18 protein-coding genes and 1 tRNA gene are annotated in these 18295 nt (G+C 66.9%); 13 read left to right on the forward strand and 6 right to left on the reverse strand.

The genetic code is table 11. From position 1 onward, the window contains the following. Entirely contained in the window at nucleotides 1-1482 is a 1482-nt protein-coding gene (locus ABZX86_RS15670) for a trehalose-6-phosphate synthase (protein ID WP_355124002.1), read from the reverse strand. Between the two features lie 4 nt (nucleotides 1483-1486). Continuing rightward, entirely contained in the window at nucleotides 1487-1657 is a 171-nt protein-coding gene (locus ABZX86_RS15675; RefSeq protein ID WP_297627155.1) for a hypothetical protein, read from the reverse strand. A gap of 207 nt (nucleotides 1658-1864) precedes the next feature. Between ABZX86_RS15675 and ABZX86_RS15680 the strand changes: the two genes are divergently transcribed. The 5 genes from ABZX86_RS15680 to ABZX86_RS15700 all read left to right on the forward strand — a co-directional run bounded on the left by ABZX86_RS15680 (nucleotide 1865) and on the right by ABZX86_RS15700 (nucleotide 5642). After that, a complete protein-coding gene (locus ABZX86_RS15680) occupies nucleotides 1865-2668 on the forward strand; it encodes an alpha/beta hydrolase (protein ID WP_355124004.1) in 804 nt (267 codons plus the stop codon). Between the two features lie 142 nt (nucleotides 2669-2810). Then, nucleotides 2811-3053, forward strand: coding sequence for an MbtH family protein (locus ABZX86_RS15685; protein ID WP_019931522.1), 243 nt, complete (start codon nucleotides 2811-2813; stop codon nucleotides 3051-3053). Between the two features lie 165 nt (nucleotides 3054-3218). Beyond that, nucleotides 3219-3290, forward strand: a tRNA-Thr gene (locus tag ABZX86_RS15690). A gap of 157 nt (nucleotides 3291-3447) precedes the next feature. Beyond that, nucleotides 3448-4182 carry a response regulator transcription factor gene (locus ABZX86_RS15695; RefSeq protein WP_355124006.1) on the forward strand — a complete coding sequence of 245 codons (735 nt, stop codon included), beginning with the start codon at nucleotides 3448-3450 and terminating at the stop codon, nucleotides 4180-4182. Then, on the forward strand, nucleotides 4179-5642 hold the full coding sequence (locus ABZX86_RS15700) for an ATP-binding protein (protein WP_355124008.1): 1464 nt from the start codon (nucleotides 4179-4181) through the stop codon (nucleotides 5640-5642). The genes ABZX86_RS15695 and ABZX86_RS15700 overlap by 4 nt, the downstream gene beginning before the upstream one ends. Here the strand turns inward: ABZX86_RS15700 and ABZX86_RS15705 are convergent. After that, complete coding sequence (locus ABZX86_RS15705; protein ID WP_297623368.1) at nucleotides 5618-6043, reverse strand: HIT family protein; 426 nt, start codon at nucleotides 6041-6043, stop codon at nucleotides 5618-5620. The genes ABZX86_RS15700 and ABZX86_RS15705 overlap by 25 nt on opposite strands. Before the next feature lie 180 nt (nucleotides 6044-6223). Between ABZX86_RS15705 and purD the strand changes: the two genes are divergently transcribed. Further along, nucleotides 6224-7510, forward strand: a complete 1287-nt coding sequence (gene purD, locus ABZX86_RS15710; protein ID WP_355124011.1) for a phosphoribosylamine--glycine ligase — start codon at nucleotides 6224-6226, stop codon at nucleotides 7508-7510. A gap of 91 nt (nucleotides 7511-7601) precedes the next feature. Here the strand turns inward: purD and ABZX86_RS15715 are convergent, their stop codons facing one another. Beyond that, nucleotides 7602-8549 carry a M23 family metallopeptidase gene (locus tag ABZX86_RS15715; protein ID WP_355124841.1) on the reverse strand — a complete coding sequence of 316 codons (948 nt, stop codon included), beginning with the start codon at nucleotides 8547-8549 and terminating at the stop codon, nucleotides 7602-7604. 386 nt (nucleotides 8550-8935) lie between these two features. Between ABZX86_RS15715 and ABZX86_RS15720 the strand changes: the two genes are divergently transcribed. From ABZX86_RS15720 to ABZX86_RS15740, 5 genes are all read left to right on the forward strand, one after another. Further along, nucleotides 8936-10108, forward strand: coding sequence for a pyridoxal phosphate-dependent aminotransferase (locus tag ABZX86_RS15720; protein WP_355124013.1), 1173 nt, complete (start codon nucleotides 8936-8938; stop codon nucleotides 10106-10108). 92 nt (nucleotides 10109-10200) lie between these two features. After that, the gene (locus ABZX86_RS15725; RefSeq protein WP_327143464.1) at nucleotides 10201-10806 is read left to right on the forward strand and encodes a TetR family transcriptional regulator; all 606 of its coding nucleotides are present in this window, start codon (nucleotides 10201-10203) and stop codon (nucleotides 10804-10806) included. A 120-nt stretch (nucleotides 10807-10926) separates the two neighbouring features. After that, nucleotides 10927-12348, forward strand: coding sequence for an adenylosuccinate lyase (gene purB / locus ABZX86_RS15730; protein WP_355124015.1), 1422 nt, complete (start codon nucleotides 10927-10929; stop codon nucleotides 12346-12348). Nucleotides 12349-12421: 73 nt separating this feature from the next. After that, nucleotides 12422-12859: an HIT domain-containing protein gene (locus ABZX86_RS15735; RefSeq protein ID WP_355124017.1), complete on the forward strand. Its 438-nt coding sequence runs from the start codon at nucleotides 12422-12424 to the stop codon at nucleotides 12857-12859. A gap of 128 nt (nucleotides 12860-12987) precedes the next feature. Beyond that, nucleotides 12988-13947 carry an alpha/beta hydrolase family protein gene (locus ABZX86_RS15740; protein ID WP_355124019.1) on the forward strand — a complete coding sequence of 320 codons (960 nt, stop codon included), beginning with the start codon at nucleotides 12988-12990 and terminating at the stop codon, nucleotides 13945-13947. Between the two features lie 24 nt (nucleotides 13948-13971). Here ABZX86_RS15740 and ABZX86_RS15745 read toward each other — a convergent pair whose 3' ends face one another. Then, nucleotides 13972-14166 (reverse strand): DUF397 domain-containing protein, encoded by a 195-nt coding sequence (locus tag ABZX86_RS15745; RefSeq protein WP_355124842.1) that lies wholly within the window; start codon nucleotides 14164-14166, stop codon nucleotides 13972-13974. Nucleotides 14167-14315: 149 nt separating this feature from the next. Between ABZX86_RS15745 and ABZX86_RS15750 the strand changes: the two genes are divergently transcribed. Beyond that, on the forward strand, nucleotides 14316-14525 hold the full coding sequence (locus tag ABZX86_RS15750) for a hypothetical protein (protein WP_355124021.1): 210 nt from the start codon (nucleotides 14316-14318) through the stop codon (nucleotides 14523-14525). A gap of 70 nt (nucleotides 14526-14595) precedes the next feature. Beyond that, on the forward strand, nucleotides 14596-16770 hold the full coding sequence (locus ABZX86_RS15755) for a S9 family peptidase (protein WP_355124023.1): 2175 nt from the start codon (nucleotides 14596-14598) through the stop codon (nucleotides 16768-16770). A gap of 39 nt (nucleotides 16771-16809) precedes the next feature. Here ABZX86_RS15755 and ABZX86_RS15760 read toward each other — a convergent pair whose 3' ends face one another. Beyond that, complete coding sequence (locus ABZX86_RS15760) at nucleotides 16810-18207, reverse strand: glutamate decarboxylase (RefSeq protein ID WP_355124025.1); 1398 nt, start codon at nucleotides 18205-18207, stop codon at nucleotides 16810-16812. Between the last annotated feature and the right edge of the window lie 88 nt (nucleotides 18208-18295).

The following is an 18295-nucleotide window of genomic DNA, read 5'->3' on the forward strand; positions in this document are numbered from 1 at the left end:
TCAGCGGTTGATGTCCGGGTCCACGTCGTCGTCCGACAGCAGGGCGCTGCCCGCTACCCGATCCTGGGCCAGGGCGTCGAGGAAGGCACGGGCCCAGCGGTCCACGTCGTGGGTGAGGACCTGCCTGCGCAGGGAGCGCATGCGGCGGCGGCGGGTGTCGCGGTCGTCTTCGATGGCGGAGACGATGGCGTCCTTGACGCTGTCCAGGTCGTGCGGGTTGCACAGGTAGGCCTGGCGCAATTCGGCTGCGGCGCCGGTGAATTCGCTCAGCACCAGGGCGCCGCTGAGGCCGCCCTGGCAGGCCACGTACTCCTTGGCCACCAGGTTCATGCCGTCGCGCAGCGGGGTCACCAGCATGACGTCGGCGGCCACGAAGAACGACAGCAGTTCCTCGCGGGGGATCGGGCGGTGCAGGTAGTGCACGACCGGGTAGCCGACGCGGGCGTATTCGCCGTTGATGCGGCCGACCTGGCGTTCGATATCGCCGCGCATCTGGATGTAGGACTCCACCCGTTCGCGGCTCGGGGTGGCCAGCTGCACCACCACCGTGTCGGCGGGATCTATCCGGCCCTCTTGCAGCAGCTCCTCGAGCGCGGCCAGGCGGATATCGATGCCCTTGGTGTAGTCCAGGCGGTCGACGCCGAGCAGGATGGTCTTCGGATTGCCCAGTTCCGCACGGATTTTCGAGGCCCGCTCGCGCACGCTGCGGCGGCGCGACATCTCGTCCAGCTCGGTGGAGGTGATGGAGATGGGGAACGCGCCCACCCGCACGGTGCGGAAACCCACCTGCACCACACCGAGTTTCGAGCGCACACCCACGCTGCCACGTGAAGTCGGTTGCCCGGCAAGCCTTCTCGCCAGGTAGAGGAAGTTCTGCGCGCCCCCGGGCAGGTGGAACCCGATCAGGTCGGCGCCCAGCAGACCTTCGACGATCTCTGTGCGCCAAGGCATTTGCATGAACAGCTCGACCGGCGGGAACGGAATGTGCAGGAAGAAGCCGATGGTCAGATCCGGGCGCAGCATGCGCAGCATCTTCGGGACCAGCTGCAGCTGATAGTCCTGTACCCAGACGGTGGCGCCCTCGGCGGCCACCTTCGCGGTGTACTCGGCGAAACGGCGGTTCACCTGCACGTAGGCCTGCCACCACTTGCGGTCGTAGACCGGGCGCACGATCACATCGTGATACAGCGGCCACAGGGTGCCGTTGGAGAAACCCTCGTAGTAGTCGGCGACCTCATCGGCCGAGAGCGGTACCGGATGCAGTTCCAGTCCGTCTTCGACGATCGGGTCCATCTCGACATCGGGGACGCCCGCCCAGCCCACCCAGGCGCCCTTGTTGTTGCGCAGCACCGGTTCCAGAGCGGTCACCAGGCCGCCGGGACTGCGTTTCCAGCGTGTGGTGCCGTCCGGCAGCTTCTCGAGGTCGACCGGTAACCGGTTGGCGACTACGACGAAACCTGAACCGGCGCTATCCGGGTTCACAGGCTCATTCGCCCCGCGTGGCGGGAGCGATGCCGAGCATCGAAAGGAGCATGCGGCATTCGTCTGCGTCGGTGGCGTATGCGGCCACTACGCGCTGGGCCTGACGTGCGGTTTCGTCGGCGAGTGGTTCCAGATCGTCGTCCGCGATGTCTTTGGCGCTGCTGTTCGCGGCCATCATCATGTCCTCTCGGGGATGTCTGCTCAGCTTACGAGGAACCCATCCTATCTGGATGCCTCACAGGAACTGGTCCCTCGGTGGACAGCGAGCTCGAAACGCAATACGGGCCGCGGACGATTTCCCTGCGTCCGGACCCGTCCGAGAGCGGGGCGATACGGTGGGGCGATATCGGAGTAGCTCCACATCGATGAAGGGGTCGCAGCAATGCCGTTGGCCACGGTGCACGGAATCTCGTTGAACTACCAGGTCAAAGGGTCCGGTCCGCTGGTCGTCATGATCATGGGGACGGGAAGCCCGGGACGGGTGTGGGAACTGCACCAGGTGCCCGCGCTGGTGGCCGCCGGATACAAGGTGTGCACCTTCGACAATCGCGGCATCGCACCGTCCTTCGAGGCCGCCCAGGGCATGACCATCGACGATCTGGTGGGCGATACGGCCGGGCTCATCGAATTCCTCGGCGAGGGACCGGCCCTGGTGGTCGGGCAGTCCATGGGCTCGCGGGTGGCGCAGGAATTGGCGCTCGCCCGGCCGGATCTGGTGCGCAAGGCCGTTTTCATGGCCGGGCACGCCCGGCTCGATCAGCTGCAGAAGACGCTCTCGCTCGGCGAGCACGAGCTGGACGTGTCCGGTGTACGGCTGCCCGCCAAGTACGACGCCGCCATGACCGCGCTCATGAACCTGTCTCCGGCGACCCTGGCGGACCCGCACGCGGGCCGCGACTGGCTGGACCTGTTCGAATTCACCGGTGGCCCGGTGACGCCCGGTGTGCGCGCCCAGCGTCGGATGGATCACGACTTCGACCGCACGGCCGCCTACCGCAAGATCACGGTGCCCTGCCTGTCCATGGGATTCGCCGATGACCGGATGATTCCGCCGTACCTGTCACGCGAGGTCGCCGACGCCATTCCGGGCGCGCGCTACCAAGAGGTCCCCGATGCCGGGCACTACGGCTACCTGGAACGACCCGAGATCGTGAACAAGATCCTGCTGGAATTCTTCGCGGGCTGAAGGTAACCGCCCAGGCGTAACGTCCGCCTTGCTAGGGTCGAATCAACGTCGGGGGTTCGTCCTAACGCTGCGGTACCCAAACCCAGCGGTCGGATGGTCCTTCAGCGTTCCTGTACACAGCGCCAGTATCCAGTGAGGTGAAATGAGCACCAATCCTTTCGATGACGAAGACGGCCGGTTCTTCGTCCTGGTCAACGACGAGGAACAGCATTCCCTGTGGCCGGCCTTCGCCGAGGTTCCGGCGGGTTGGCGGGTCGTGTTCGGCGAGGACTCGCGCGCCGCATGCGTCGAGTACGTCGAGAAGAATTGGACGGATATGCGTCCCAAGAGCCTTCGCGATGCCATGGCCGCCGACGACGCGGCACGTCAGGCGGCGCAGTCCTGATATTGGCGGTTGACCCGATACTGCGCAGGAACGGTTCCGAACGCGGCAGGTGGCGCCCCAGGCGCCCCTGACGCAGTTCGGCTCGTCTCCTGACGGCTATCGATCGGCCCGGACGTCGGCTTTTCCGCGCAGCCGACCCACCCGGTTATGATCGACACCGCCTTCGCCTCTTTAGCTCAGTGGTAGAGCACTCGCCTTGTAAGCGAAAGGTCGTCAGTTCAATCCTGACAAGGGGCTCAGAGCCGCCTCCCCGGGACTTTAACGGTCGCTGGGGAGGCGGTTACGTTTTGCGCCGGGTCCGCGTTAATCGCTGGATCAGTTCGTGTCCACGCCTCCCAGGAAACTCCCAGCGGAGGTCCAGGAACTTTGACGCCCCAGGCAGCAGGATGAGGTCATGACAGGTGTGCCCGCGCCCCGTGAGGCCGAAGCCAAAGTGCTGGTGGTCGATGACGAACCGATGATCGTCGAGTTGTTGTCGGTGAGTTTGCGTTATCAGGGGTTCGAGGTGGCTACGGCCAGTAGTGGGACCGAGGGGCTGGATCGGGCGAAGATGTTCCGGCCGGATGCGCTCATCGTGGATGTGATGATGCCGGGGATGGACGGTTTCGGGCTGCTGCGGCGGTTGCGGGCGGACGGGATCGATGCCCCGGTGCTGTTCCTGACCGCGCGTGACGAGGTCGAGGACAAGATCACCGGATTGACCCTCGGCGCCGACGATTACGTGACCAAGCCGTTCAGCCTCGAGGAAGTGGTGGCCCGGCTGCGGGTGATCCTGCGGCGGGCGGGACGTGCCGCGCCGGAGGAGAAGTCGTCGCGGCTGCGGTTCGCCGATATCGAACTCGACGACGATACGCACGAGGTCTGGAAGGCGGGGGAGCCGATTCCGTTGTCGCCCACCGAATTCACGCTGTTGCGCTACTTCATGGTGAATGCCGGCACGGTGCTGAGCAAGCCGCGCATTCTGGATCACGTGTGGCGCTACGACTTCGGCGGTGAGGTCGGCGTGGTCGAGACCTATGTGTCCTACCTGCGGAAGAAGGTGGACACCGGCCCGGATCGGCTCATCCACACTCTGCGCGGGGTCGGTTACGTCATGAGGGAGCCGCATCGCAGGTCGGCTGCGAAGTGAGCCCACGCGCCCGGCTGTCGGATCGGCTCGCGGCCGTTCCGCTGCGAACCACGCTGGCGCTGGCGCTGGTTTCGCTGGCCGGGCTCGGATTGCTGGTCTCCGGCCTGGCCGTGACCTCACTCATGCGCAACGTGCTGCTGGGGCGGCTCGATCAGTCGCTCTACGATGCCGCGCACGGCTGGGCGCAGCCGGGGCTCACGCGCCCGGAGCCGCTGCCCACGCCGCCCGGCAAGCGGGAGCGGCCCGCGCAATTGCTCTATGTGCGCGTGGTGGATTCGTCCGGCAATCTGGTGCTGCACCTCGACGTGGGTTCGACCGAGCCCGATGTACCCGCCGATCTCGGCCACCACCCGATCACGGTCGGCTCCATCGGTGACGGCGGTGAGCAGTGGCGGATCATGCGCACCACCAACCAATACGGCACCAGCACAGTCGGATTGCGGCTCGATGAGACCAAAGGCATTCTGGACCGGCTGATTCTGCTGCAGGCGGTGATCGGGGCGCTGGTGCTGGCGGCCCTGGCGGTCGTTGCGCGCCTGGTCATCCGGCGCAGTCTGAAACCCCTGGGCGAAGTCGAGAGAACCGCGGCCGCCATTGCCGGCGGCGATCTGCATCAGCGAGTTCCGGTGCGCGGCAATGACACCGAGGTGGATCATCTGTCGCAGTCGCTGAACACCATGCTGACCCAGATTCAGCAGGCGTTCGCGGCGACCGAGGCCTCCGAGGAGGGCGCGCGCCGATCCGAGGCCAAGATGCGGCGCTTCATCGCCGATGCCAGTCACGAATTGCGCACGCCGCTGACCACCATCAAGGGGTTCTCGGAGCTGTATCGGCAGGGCGCGATCACCGAGCCCGGCATGCTCATGAATCGCATCGAGAGCGAATCCAAGCGGATGAGCCTGCTGGTGGAGGATCTGCTCATGCTGGCCCGGCTGGACGCGCAGCGGCCCGTCGAGCGGCGGCCGGTGGATCTGCTGGCGCTGGCCAGCGATGCGGTGCACAATGCCCGCGCACAGGCGGCGGTGCAGAATCCGGATGCGGAACCGCGCCCGATCGATCTGGAGATCCGTTCCGGCGCGGGCACTCTGGAGATCGCGGGGGATGAGGCGCGACTGCGGCAGATCCTCGGCAATCTGGTGAGCAATGCCCTGGTGCACACGCCGCCCGATGCGGCGGTCGCGGTGCGGCTAACGCCCTCCGAGCAGGAGGTGCTGATCGAGGTCAGCGATACCGGGCCCGGCCTGGAGCCGGAGCAGGCCGAGCGGGTCTTCGAGCGCTTCTATCGCACCGACAGCTCCCGCAGTCGCGTGAGCGGCGGTACCGGACTGGGACTTTCGATCGTGCAGGCCCTGGTCACCGCGCACGACGGCGCGGTGTCCGTGGCCAGTACGCCGGGCGCGGGCACCACCTTCAGCGTGTGCCTGCCCCGGACGGGTCAGTCGGGGACGTTGGCGCCGTAGCCGAGATCGCGCAGCGCCTGCTTGATCTTGGCCTGCGCCTCGTCCATGGATTCCTTGCTCGGCTCCGGATCGGCGCCGGTGATATCGAAATCACCGAGTTCGAAGGCCGGGAACACGTGCAGGTGCAGATGCGGCACCTCCAGACCGGCGATGAGCAGACCCGCGCGTGGCGCGTCCCAGGCCGCGCGGACGGCCTTGCCGATGCGCTGGGCGACCGTGGTCATCCGGGAGAAGGTTTCGGGGTCCAGGTCCTGCCACTGGTCGATCTCCTTGCGCGGCACGACCAGGGTGTGCCCCTGCGTCACCGGGGCGATCGTCAGAAAGGCGACAAATTCATCGTCCTCCCAGACGAACCGGCCGGGCAGCTGACCTTCGATGATCAATGAGAAAACAGAAGCCATGCTGGATATTCTGCCCTTCGCTTCGCTGCGGGCGGGGTCGTGGCCCTGTTACCCCGTTCTTCCCTCCCTCCGCTCGCCGCTGCGCGGCATTGCTCCGCTCAGTCCAGAACGGGGCGGGCCACGACGGGCGTGCGCGAACCGCCCGGTGGTGAGCTCCGGGCACGCTTTAAGCTGTCTGCCGTGCGCGTACTCGTCATCGGTTCCGGAGCCCGTGAACATGCCCTTGCCCTGGCTCTGCGCCGGGACCCGGCGGTGACCGCGGTGGCGGTCGCGCCCGGTAATGCGGGGATTGCTCAACATGTCGACGTGCGAGCGGTCGACCCGAGCTCGGGCGACGAGGTGGTCGCGCTGGCCCGGGAGTTGAAGTCGGACCTGGTCGTGATCGGTCCCGAGGTGCCGCTGGTGCTCGGTGTGGCCGATGCGGTGCGGGCCGCGGGCATCGCGGCCTTCGGGCCGTCGGCGGCCGCCGCGCGCATCGAGGGGTCCAAGGCTTTTGCCAAGGACGTCATGAACGCGGCGGGTGTGCGCACCGCGCACAGTGAGATCGTCGATCATCCGGGTGAGCTGGATGCCGCGCTCGATCGCTTCGGGCCCACCTGGGTCGTGAAGGACGACGGGCTGGCCGCGGGCAAGGGCGTGGTGGTGACCGCCGACCGCCGGATCGCGCGTGACCACGGCGCGGAGCTGCTGGAGAACGGGCATCCGGTGCTGCTGGAGTCCTTCCTCGACGGTCCCGAGGTGTCGCTGTTCTGTCTTGTCGACGGCGAGAATGTGGTGCCGCTGCTGCCCGCCCAGGATCACAAGCGGGTCGGCGACGGCGATACCGGGCCCAATACCGGCGGCATGGGCGCGTACACGCCGCTGCCGTGGCTGACCGACGAAACGCTGCGGGCCATTGTCGACGATGTGGTGAAACCCGTTGCGGCCGAAATGGTCCGGCGCGGCGTGCCGTTCAGCGGCCTGCTGTACGCGGGGCTGGCCATCGGGCAGGCCGGGCCCGCCGTCATCGAATTCAACTGCCGCTTCGGCGATCCCGAGACCCAGGCCGTACTGGCCATGCTGGACAGCCCGATCGGCGAGCTGCTGCACGCCACCGCCACCGGCACCCTCGATCAGGTCGCGGCGCCGCGCTGGAAGGACGGCTCGGCCGTCACCGTAGTGCTGGCTGCCGAGAACTACCCGGGCCGGCCGCGCAGCGGCGATGTCATCTCCGGGGCCGAATCCTCCGGCGCCGGAACCGAATCCGAGGTGCTGCACGCCGGTACCGCCCAGCGCGCGGACGGTTCCATCGTCTCCGCGGGCGGCCGTGTGCTGGCCATTGTCGGGCAGGGCGCCGACCTCGCCGAGGCTCGCAAGAACGCCTACGACCGGATCGCGGGCATCAAACTGCCCGGCGGCCACTACCGCACCGATATCGCGCTCGCGGCCACCGAGGGACGGATCACCATCCCCGCACCGGCGGTCTGACACACCTCCGTCATCCCGGCGTGCTTTCGGCCGGGATCCATCGTCCGCTGTGGATCCCGGCCGAAAACGTGCCGGGATGACAGATTTCGGCTCAGGGGGTCAGCTGGATGCCGCGCTGGGCCAGCCACGGCTGCGGGTCCACGTGCTGGCCGTTGATGATGATCTCGAAATGCAGATGCGGACCGGTGGAGTCGCCGCGATTGCCGATACGGGCGATCTGCATGCCGGCCGGGACGCGTTCGCCGACCGAGACGAAGAAGTCGTACATGTGGCCGTAGACGGAGATGGTGCCGTCATCGTGCCGGATGCGCACCCACAGCCCGAAACCCTGCGCCGGGCCCGCGTCGATGACCGTGCCCGCCGCGACCGCGTAGATGGGCGAACCGATCGGGGCGGCGATATCGACGCCCGCGTGGAAGGTGCCCCAGCGTGATCCGAATCCCGAGGTGAACGCGCCCTTGGCGGGGAGCGCGAAGCCGCCGATGCCGGGGATCGCGAAGCCGGGCGGCAGGGTGGCGTCGGGAGCGGGTGTCGTGACCATCCACGGTTGCGGCTGACCGGACACCGCCGCGGCGGCTTCGGCCTTGGCCCGATCCAGTGTGTCGCGCGCGGCGGCGGATACCACCGCGGACTCCCGCAGGCGCTCACCATTGCTGATGGCGTCGAGATATCGCTTCGTCGATGCGGGCACGGTATGTATCTGCAGTGGATTCGCCACCGGAACCCGCAGTGCCATACCGGGTTCCACGGTCGCATCGATCGGAATGGCCCCCAGTGCGCTGTCCGCCCCCGCGAACACGAGCACCGCCACCACCCCGCCGATCAGCACACGATGTCTGATCGCCCATGCCCGAGTCACCGGCCACTGCTGCCGCGCCTCGGTCTTCGTTTGCTCGACCAGCGCCCCGAACTCCGCCCGAGACCGTGGCCGCCGCGCCCACATCTCGACGCCCCGGGCGCGCACTATCGGCAGCTGCCGCCGCGCCCGTTCTGCGCCTCGTATCGATGCGTGCCCCGCCCGCGCCGCATATTCGCGCAGCCGTGACGGCGGCTCGTCCGGCCCGGCCAGGTGGGCTCTGACCCCCGGGGTATATCTGTCGACCCCTGCCCGGAACCCCTGCGCGTGCGGCTCGGAGTCGCCCTCGATCTCCGATTCCGCGAACTCGAGCTCCGGGAGACTCGCGGCGCCGTCATCGTCCCCGGGTCTCGAGGCGATGGCCGCCGACTCCTCGCGTTCCGAATCCGCCACGGCGTGAGTCGCCGGTGCGCCGCCGTTCGCGCTGGTCCCGGTGGTGGCGGCGGCCGATAGTCGTGCTGCCGAGTCCTCCTCGGTAGCCGCTGGTCCCCCCTGCATGCGAGCCTCCTCAGGCATTCCGGCGGCCATCTGCGGACAGCCGGGGGAGCGGGTGCTCTACCGTCTGTCGAGTGCGTATCGAATCTCGCCGGTCGACCATTCCACCTTTTTACGTGATGGATGTCTGGAAGGCAGCAGCTGAACGGGCGCGTTCCCATGGTGACGTACTTGTGCTGGCCGCGGGGCAGCCGTCCACGCCGGCCCCGCAGGCGGTATTGCGGGCCACCAAGGCGGCCATGGATTCCGAATTGCTCGGGTACACCGAGACTTTCGGGATCCTGGCGCTGCGGGAGGCCATTGCCGAGCATCATCGGAGCACCTACGGGGTCCGGGTGAGCGCTGATGACGTGGTGGTGACGACCGGATCGTCCGGCGCGTTCACGCTGCTGTTCCTGGCCGCTTTCGATCTCGGGGACACCGTGGTGGTGGCGCGGCCGGGGTATCCCGCCTACCGCAATACGCTCACCGCGCTGGGTTGCCGGGTGGTCGAGCTTGATTGCGGCCCGGAGACGCGTTTTCAGCCCACCGTTGCCATGCTCGAGGCGCTGCCGGAGCCGCCCGCGGGCCTGATCGTGGCGAGTCCGGCCAATCCGACCGGGACCATGATCGCGCCCGCGGAGCTGGCGGCCCTGGCCCGCTGGTGCGATGAGCACGGGACACTGCTCATCTCGGACGAGATCTACCACGGCATCGTCTACGACACGGCGCTGTCCACAAGCACCGAGCCGACCTCCTCCGCCTGGGAGACCTCCCGGGAATCGGTGGTTATCGGATCGGTGTCCAAATACTTCTCCATGACGGGCTGGCGGCTCGGCTGGATGCTGGTGCCGGAGACCATGCGCCCGGCGCTGCAGCGGCTCGCCTCGAATATGACCGTCTGCCCGCCGGCTATTTCGCAGTACGCGGCCGTGCACGCCTTCGGTGCGGAGGCCAAGGCCGAACTCGACGGGCATGTGGCCCGCTATGCCGCCAATCGGCAGTTGCTGCTGACCGGTCTGCCGAAATTGGGCATTACCGATCTGGCTCCGGCGGACGGCGCCTTCTACGCATACGCGGATATTGCTCACCTGACCGATGATTCGATGCGATGGTGTACCGAGGTGCTCGACCACACGGGGGTGGCGCTTGCCCCGGGCATCGACTTCGACACGGTCAGCGGCACCCATACGGTGCGCTTCTCGTTCGCCGGAGCGAGCGCCGATATCGAAGAAGCACTGGACCGGTTGGAACGCTATCTGGCCTGAATTCGTCGCCGGAACGCCGTTCGAACCGGAATCACCACAGATCGCACAGATTTGGGTCAGATGAACCGATGATGACTGGCACGATTGCATCCGTGACCACTGCGACGACTCCGAAAGGCGAGAAGCGTCGCCAAGCGCTCGTATGTGCCGCCGCCGAGCTGCTCCTCGAGGGCGGCTTCGAGGCCGTACGACACCGCTCGGTGGCGACGCGCGCGGATCTGCCGCTGGCGTCCACCACCTACTACTTCGAATCGCTGGAGGATTTGATCGCGCGTGCGGTCGAATTCTCCGGCAATGCCGAACTCGATGCCATGCGCCGCCGGGTCGGCGAGGTGACCCACCGCCGGCGCGGCGCCGAGGCGACCGTGGATCTGGTGCTGGATCTGCTCGTCGGCCCGGATATGGCCGACGAGGACGCCCGCGGCCAGCTCATCGCCCGCTACGAGCGTTCGGTGGCCTCCGCCCGCCATCCGGAACTACGCGAGGTGCAGTTCCGACTACGCGCCCAGCTCGACGAGCTGCTCGCCGACGTGCTGCGCCGCTCCGACCGCGTAGTACGCCCGGAACAGACCCGCCGGCTCGTGGCCGTGGTCGACGGCGCGGTGGTGACTGCCCTCGGCGAACCCGATCCCCAGCCCCGGCGCATGGCCCGGGGCGCACTGCTGGAAGTGATCGACGTAGTCGCCCCGCCCGCTTAACTGCCCGGATTGACGAAAACTCCTGTCTCACCGACGAAGCCGGGATACCTCGGCGAGGCGCCCGGCCTCGGGTGAAGCTGCGGCAAATCGTGCTGCACCCGGCCGGTAAACTGGCACAACGTGACCTCTGTGCCGAACGTCCTTGCCACCCGTTATGCCAGCCCCGCGCTGGTTCAGTTGTGGTCGCCCGAGAACAAGATCGTTCTCGAGCGGCGGCTGTGGCTGGAAGTGCTGCGCGCTCAGTCCGAGCTGGGTATCGAGGTACCGGCCGGGGTGGTCGAGGATTACGAGCGGGTGGTCGATCAGGTCGATCTGAAGTCGATCGCCGAGCGGGAGCGCGTGACCCGGCACGATGTGAAGGCGCGCATCGAGGAGTTCAATGCCCTTGCCGGGCATGAGCATGTGCACAAGGGCATGACCTCGCGCGACCTCACCGAGAATGTCGAGCAGTTGCAGATCCGGCTCTCGCTGGAGCATGTGTACGCGCACGGCGTGGCGATCGCCGCCCGGCTGGCCGAGCGGGCCGCCGAATACCAGTCGCTGGTGATGGCCGGCCGCTCGCACAATGTGGCGGCGCAGGCCACCACCCTCGGTAAGCGTTTCGCCTCCGCGGCCGATGAGCTGCTCATCGCGCTCACCCGCGTGCAGGAGCTGATCGACCGCTATCCGCTGCGCGGTATCAAGGGCCCGATGGGCACCGCGCAGGACATGCTCGATCTGCTGGACGGCGATGCGGCCAAGCTGGCGCAGCTGGAGCAGAAGGTGGCGCACCACCTCGGTTTCAAGAATGTCTTCACCAGTGTTGGCCAGGTGTATCCGCGCTCGCTGGATCACGATGTGCTCTCCGCGCTGGTCCAGATCGGTGCGGGCCCTTCGTCTTTCGCGCACACCATTCGCCTGATGGCCGGCAACGAGCTGGTCACCGAGGGCTTCCAGAAGGGGCAGGTCGGTTCCTCGGCCATGCCGCACAAGATGAACTCCCGTTCCGCCGAGCGGGTCAACGGGCTGCAGGTCATTCTGCGCGGTTACGCCTCGATGGGCGCCGAGCTGGCGGGCGCCCAGTGGAACGAGGGCGATGTGTTCTGCTCGGTGGTGCGCCGGGTCGCGCTGCCGGACGCCTTCTTCGCCGTCGACGGCATGATGGAGACCTTCCTGACCATCCTGGCCGAATTCGGCGCCTACCCGGCCGTCATCGGCCGTGAGCTGGATCGGTACCTGCCGTTCCTGGCCACCACCCGCCTGCTGATGGCGGCGGTCCGGGCCGGTGTGGGCCGGGAGACCGCGCACGAGGTCATCAAGGAGCACGCCGTGGCCGTGGCCCTGGACATGCGCGAGCAGGGCCGGGAGCCGGATCTGCTGGATCGCCTGGCCGCCGACGATCGCATGCCGCTGGACCGTGCCGCCCTGGACGCGGCGCTGGCCGATCGCTCCGCGTTCATCGGCGCCGCCGAGGCGCAGACGGCCGCCGTGATCGCGCAGGTGCAGAAGCTGGTCGACGCCGATCCGGAGGCCGCGCGCTACACCCCGGCCCCGATTCTGTAGGCAGCGGCGAACTTTCGACTCTCGACCCCGGCCCATCGGTCCGGGGTCGAGGTGTTTCTGGCAGGCTGCGGGTATGAATCCGTACACGATCTTCTCGGAAATCGTTGCCGGGCAGGCGCCGGCCAGCAAGGTGTACGAGGACGACGACGTGCTGGCGTTCCTTGATATCCGCCCGGTGACGCCGGGGCATCTGCTGGTGATTCCGAAGGTTCCGGCGCGGAGTCTGGCCGAGCTGGATCCGGCCATGGGCGGCAAGCTCTTTCGGGTCGGGCAGCAGTTGGCGGCCGCGCTGCGGGCCTCCGAGGTGCAGTGCGACGGGGTGAATTTCTTCCTCGCCGACGGTGTCACAGCGGGGCAGGAGGTGTTCCATGTGCACCTGCATGTGATCCCACGCACTCCGGGGGATGGGTTCGGGCTGCGGGCGCGGCCCACTTCTCCGGCCCGTGCGGACCTGGATTACCTGGCCGGATCTATTCGCGGGGTATTGGAGCGCGCCGCTGGCAATTCATAGCTAATTTGCATTAACATATGCGAACCAATTGGTTTGCCAGGGACACGCCATCGACCGAATAGTCCTCGCACCCCACGCGACTCGAGTTACGTTGGAACGCGATCGTGGTGGGCTGATGGAGGTGGGGCATGCGTAGAAGAGTTGTTTCCGCAGCGGTTTTAGCAGTAGCCGCAGGATTGCTCAGTCCGGCGTTAGCGCCACCGGCCACGGGCCACGCGGCCAGCGTCATCCGGGTCGACGACCTGAATGCCAACCGCTCCGCCATGTTCGTCGATTCGCCCGCGATGGGCCGGACCATTCAGGTGCAGGTCCTGCATCCGGCCGGCGGCGGCTCCCGCCCCAGCTTCTATCTGCTCGACGGTCTCGATCCGGGCGCCACCCAGAGCACCTGGACCAATGCCACCGATGCCGAGCCCTTCTTCCGGGACAAGAACGTGAATGTGGTGCTGCCCATGGGCGGGCAGGCCAGCTACTACACCGACTGGATCTCCGATGATCCGCGCTTCGGCCGGTACAAGTGGGAAACCTTTCTGACAGAAGAGCTTCCGCCGCTCATCGACGATTATTTCTCCGGTAACGGGGTGAACGCCATCGGTGGTTTGTCCATGGGTGGCAATGCGGCCTTCACCCTCACGGTGCGGCACCCGGACCTGTATCGCGCGGTCGCCGGGTACAGCGCCTGCCCGGACACCACCATCGCGCAGGGCGCGACCATGTTCTCCATCGCCAATCGCGGCGGCAATCCGTTCAATATGTGGGGCGGCCCCACCAGTCCGGCCTGGGCCGAGCACAATCCGGCGCTGATGGCCGATCGGTTGCGCGGTAAGACCATCTACCTGTCCACCGGTACCGGTCTGCCCGGCCCGCACGAGCTGGAGATCAAACCGCAGCTGCCGGAGAACATCTTCTTCGGCGGTCCCATCGAATTCGGTGTGAACGCCTGCGTCGACACCTTCGCGCAGCGGCTGCGGGATCTGAATATCCCTGCGCGCGTGGACTACAGCCCGGTGGGCACGCACTCCTGGTCGTACTGGCAGGACGGACTGCACGATTCCTGGCCGACCATCGCCGGGGCGATCGGCGCCTAGCGCCGATCCGCTCCCCGGCGCGGATCAGGCTCCGGGACGGTTGAATTCGCCGTCCTTGGCGCCTGCCACGAACGCCCGCCACTCCCCGGGGGTGAACACCAGCACCGGCCCGTCCGGGTTGCGGGAATCCCGCAGGCCGATATTTCCGCTGGACAGGAAGGCGATTTCGACGCCCTCCGCATTGTCGTCGCCACGCCGCCAGACGGCGTCGGCCTCGATCTCGCGATTCTTCGCTGTTTCCAACTCCGGACTCCCTGTGCGATGAGCGGCGAGTACTGGACGGTGATGTGGATCGCACTCATAATGCCAGTGTTTGCGCGACCTCCGGATCGGATATTCCATTCTGTGTCAGCGGAAGGAGGTATGTGGTGCGCACGCCATGGTCCCAGCAGCGAGCTGCCCCCATCTCCGACAGCTGCGATGCCGTCCCGGAACGCTTCAATGTGGAACTGGCGGACAGCATTCTGCAGATCCACCGCAGCTGTCCCACCGATCAGTGCGCCCGGCGCAAAGCAGCGGTCTTCTACCTGTACGAGCACTGCCAGCACGTGGCCCCGGCCCGGCGCCGTCGCGCCTGACCGCCGGTTGTCGCGATGAGGTGGCAGGGTCTGCGGCGTGGCGGGGGTTCACACCACTAACCTGGTCGCCATGGCTCTGGACAGCAGTGGTAGCGCGACCTCCAATTCCGGCGCGGTTATTTCGGCGCCGATCGCCAAGCGGGTGCCGACCGAGCGCGTGCACCACGGCGATGTCTTCGTAGACGACTACGAATGGTTGCGGGAGAAGAAGAATCCCGAGGTCATCTCCTATTTGGAGGAGGAGAACGCCTTTACGGATGCGCAGACGGAGGCGCTGGCCCCGCTGCGCGAGAAGATCTACGAGGAGATCAAGGGGCGCACCCGGGAGACCGATCTGTCGCTGCCCACCCGGATGGGCAAGTACTGGTACTACTCGCGCAGTTTCGAAGGCAAGCAGTACGGCGTGTTCTGCCGCTGCCCGATCGCCGATGCGGACGACTGGACGCCGCCGCTGCTGGAGGTCGGTGTCGATATCCCGGGCGAGCAGGTGCTGCTGGATTCGAACGAATTGGCCGAGGGCCACGAATTCTTCTCACTCGGCGCCTCCTCGCTGAGCCAGGCGGGCGATCTGCTGGCCTATTCGGTCGATACGGTCGGCGACGAGCGCTACACCCTGCGCGTCAAGAATGTGGAGACCGGCGAACTGCTGCCCGACGAGATCCCTGGGACCGGCGGCGGCGCGACCTGGTCGCTGGACGGCACGCACGTCTTCTATGTGACCGTCGACGAGTCCTGGCGGCCCGACAGCATCTGGCGGCACCGGCTGGGCACCGAGCCGAGCGCCGATGTCCGGGTCTTCCACGAGGCCGATGAGCGCTTCGGGGTCGGGGTGGGCACCACCCGCTCGGAGAAGTTCCTGGTGATCGGGGCCGATTCGAAGCTCACCAGTGAGGTCTGGTTCCTGGAGTCCGATAATCCGGAGGGCGAGTTCCGGGTCCTGCTGCCGCGCCGCGAGGGCGTGTCGTACTCGGCCGATCACGCGGTGATCGGCGGCGAGGACAAGCTGCTCATCCTGCACAACGATGTCGTGGACGGGGTGAAGTCGGAGAACTTCCTGCTGTCGGAGGCGCCGCTCTCCGATCCGGCGGATCAGACGATTCTGATCCCGCATCGCGCGGATGTGCGGCTCGAGGATGTCGACGTCTTCTCCGACAAGCTGGTGCTCAGCTACCGCCGCGAGGCGCTGCCGCGAGTTGCGGTGTGGCCCTTGACCTCCGACGGCTACGGCGAGCTCAAAGAAGTCGATTTCGGGCTCACCCTGTTCTCCGCCGGACTCGGCGGCAATCCGGAGTGGGAGACACCGACGCTGCGCATGGGACTCACCTCCTTCGTCACGCCGATGCAGATCTTCGACTACGTGCCCGAGACCGGAGAGCTGCTGCTGCGCAAGGAGCAGGTGGTGCTCGGCGAGTACAACGCGGACGATTACGAGCAGCGCCGGGATTGGGCGGTGGCCGCGGACGGCACCCGGATTCCGATCTCCATCGTGCAGCGCAAGGATGCCCCGGCGGGTCCGAAACCGTTGCTGCTCTACGGATACGGCTCCTACGAGGCCAGTATCGATCCGGGCTTCTCGATCGCCCGACTGTCGGTGCTCGATCGCGGCATGGTGTTCGTGGTCGCGCATGTGCGCGGCGGCGGCGAGATGGGCCGGTTCTGGTACGACCAGGGCAAGATGCTCACCAAGAAGAACACCTTCACCGATTTCCTCTCCTGCGCACGGCATCTCGTCGATACCGGCGTCACCACCCCGGATCGGATGGTCGCCGACGGCGGTAGCGCGGGCGGGTTGCTCGTGGGTGCGGTCGCCAATCTCGCGCCCGAACTCTTCGCGGGCATTCTCACCAATGTGCCGTTCGTGGACCCGCTGACCTCCATGCTGCTTCCGGAGCTGCCGCTCACCACCTCCGAATGGGAGGAGTGGGGAAATCCGTTGGACGACAAGGACGTCTACGACTACATGAAGTCCTACTCGCCGTACGAGAACGTCGAGGCCAAGGACTATCCGGCGATCCTGGCCATGACCGGTCTCAATGACACCCGGGTGTACTACGTGGAACCGGCCAAGTGGGTCGCGAAGCTGCGCGCCACCAAGACCGGCAATTCCCAGCTCATCCTCAAGACCGATATGACCTCCGGGCACGGCGGCCCCAGCGGCCGGTACGAGCGGTGGAAGGAAATCGCCTTCGAGTACTCCTGGCTGCTCGGCACCGTCGGCCTGGCCGAGGCCGAGCCGGCGAACTGATCCGGGGCGGGGTTCGGGGGAGTGCCCCGGACCCCGCTGCTATTTCGGGAGTTCCGTGGAAGGCACTGCCGCAGTGGCACTGTGGGTGAACCCGCCCGCTTCCTTGCGGGTGAGCGAGGTGCTGAGCGGGTGTGCGTTGAGCTGCTGCAGACTGCGCACCACATCGGTGAGCAGCAGATCGGCCATATCGCGGGTGAAGCCGTGCCGCAGCACCGCACGCATGATGGTCTCGTCGCCGCGGTCGGCGGGCAGCGGATACGCCGCGATCAGCCAGCCGCGGGTGCGCAGCCGGTCGGACAGGTCGTAGAGATTGAAATTGCGGTCCCCGGTCAGCCGCCACGAGACGGCGGTGATGCCGCGCTCCGGATGGCCGTCGTGGATCATCTCGAACATGCCCAGTTCGACCAGCCCCGCCGCCAGATGCTGGGCGGCCAGGTAGATCGCCGTCTGCACCTTGCGATAGCCGGTGCGGCCCAGGCGAATGAAGTCGTAGTACTGGGTGATGACCTGCCCGCCGGGCCGGGAGAAATTGAGATTGAAGGTGGCCATGCTGCCGCCGAGGTAATCTACATCGAAGATGAGTTCCTTGGGCAGATCGGCGGCGCTGCGCCACATGGCCCAGCCGGCGCCCAGCGGCGCCAGGCCGGTCTTGTGCCCGGAGGCATTGATCGATTTCACGCGCGGCAGCCGGAAGTCCCACACCAGATCGGGTGCGCAGAACGGGGCGAGGAAGCCGCCGCTGGCCGCGTCCACGTGCATGGGAATGTCGAGTCCGGTCTTCTGCTGTAGATCGTCGAGGGCCTTGCTGATGCCGGCGACATCCTCGAACAGTCCGGTGAAGGTCTGCCCGAAGGTGGGCACCACCATGATGGTGTTCGCATCGCAGTAGGCGGCCACATCGTCCGGGTGCATGGTGAGCCGGTTGCCGCGCAAGGGGATCTGGCGGATCTCCACATCGAAGTAGCGGGCGAATTTCTCCCAGCACACCTGCACCGGTCCGCAGACGAAATTGGGGGTGCCGGTGCCGCCGCGCTTGCGCCAGCGGAATTTCGCGGCCAGCCCGCCCAGCATGGCGGCCTCGCTGGATCCGGTGGTGGAGGTGCCGAGCGTGGTCTCCGGATCGGGCGCGTGCCACAGGTCGGCGATCATGCGGACGCAGCGCCGCTCGAGTTCGGCGGTCTGCGGGTACTCGTCCTTGTCGACGATGTTCTTGCCGATGGCCTCGTCCATGAGCCGCCGGGCCTGATCATCGACCCAGGTGGTGCAGAAGGTGGCCAGGTTCATCCGGGAGACGCCGTCCAGCAGCAATTCGCCGTGCACGATCTCATAGGCCGCGTCGGGCGGCATTTCCACCGCGGGGAAGCCGGCCTTGGGTGCGCCGCGGCTGAGGCCGGGCAGGGAGAATACGTCGTCGTCGGTGTGCGGATTGCCCGTCATCCAACCTCCAGCGTCGGTACTAGCTATCTATTTGCTGAATGCATTCCGAACGCTCGTTGATCAGTGAAAATGGTTGATGCGTAGACCG

This window comes from Nocardia sp. NPDC006630 (assembly GCF_040611495.1).
GTDB lineage: Bacteria > Actinomycetota > Actinomycetes > Mycobacteriales > Mycobacteriaceae > Nocardia.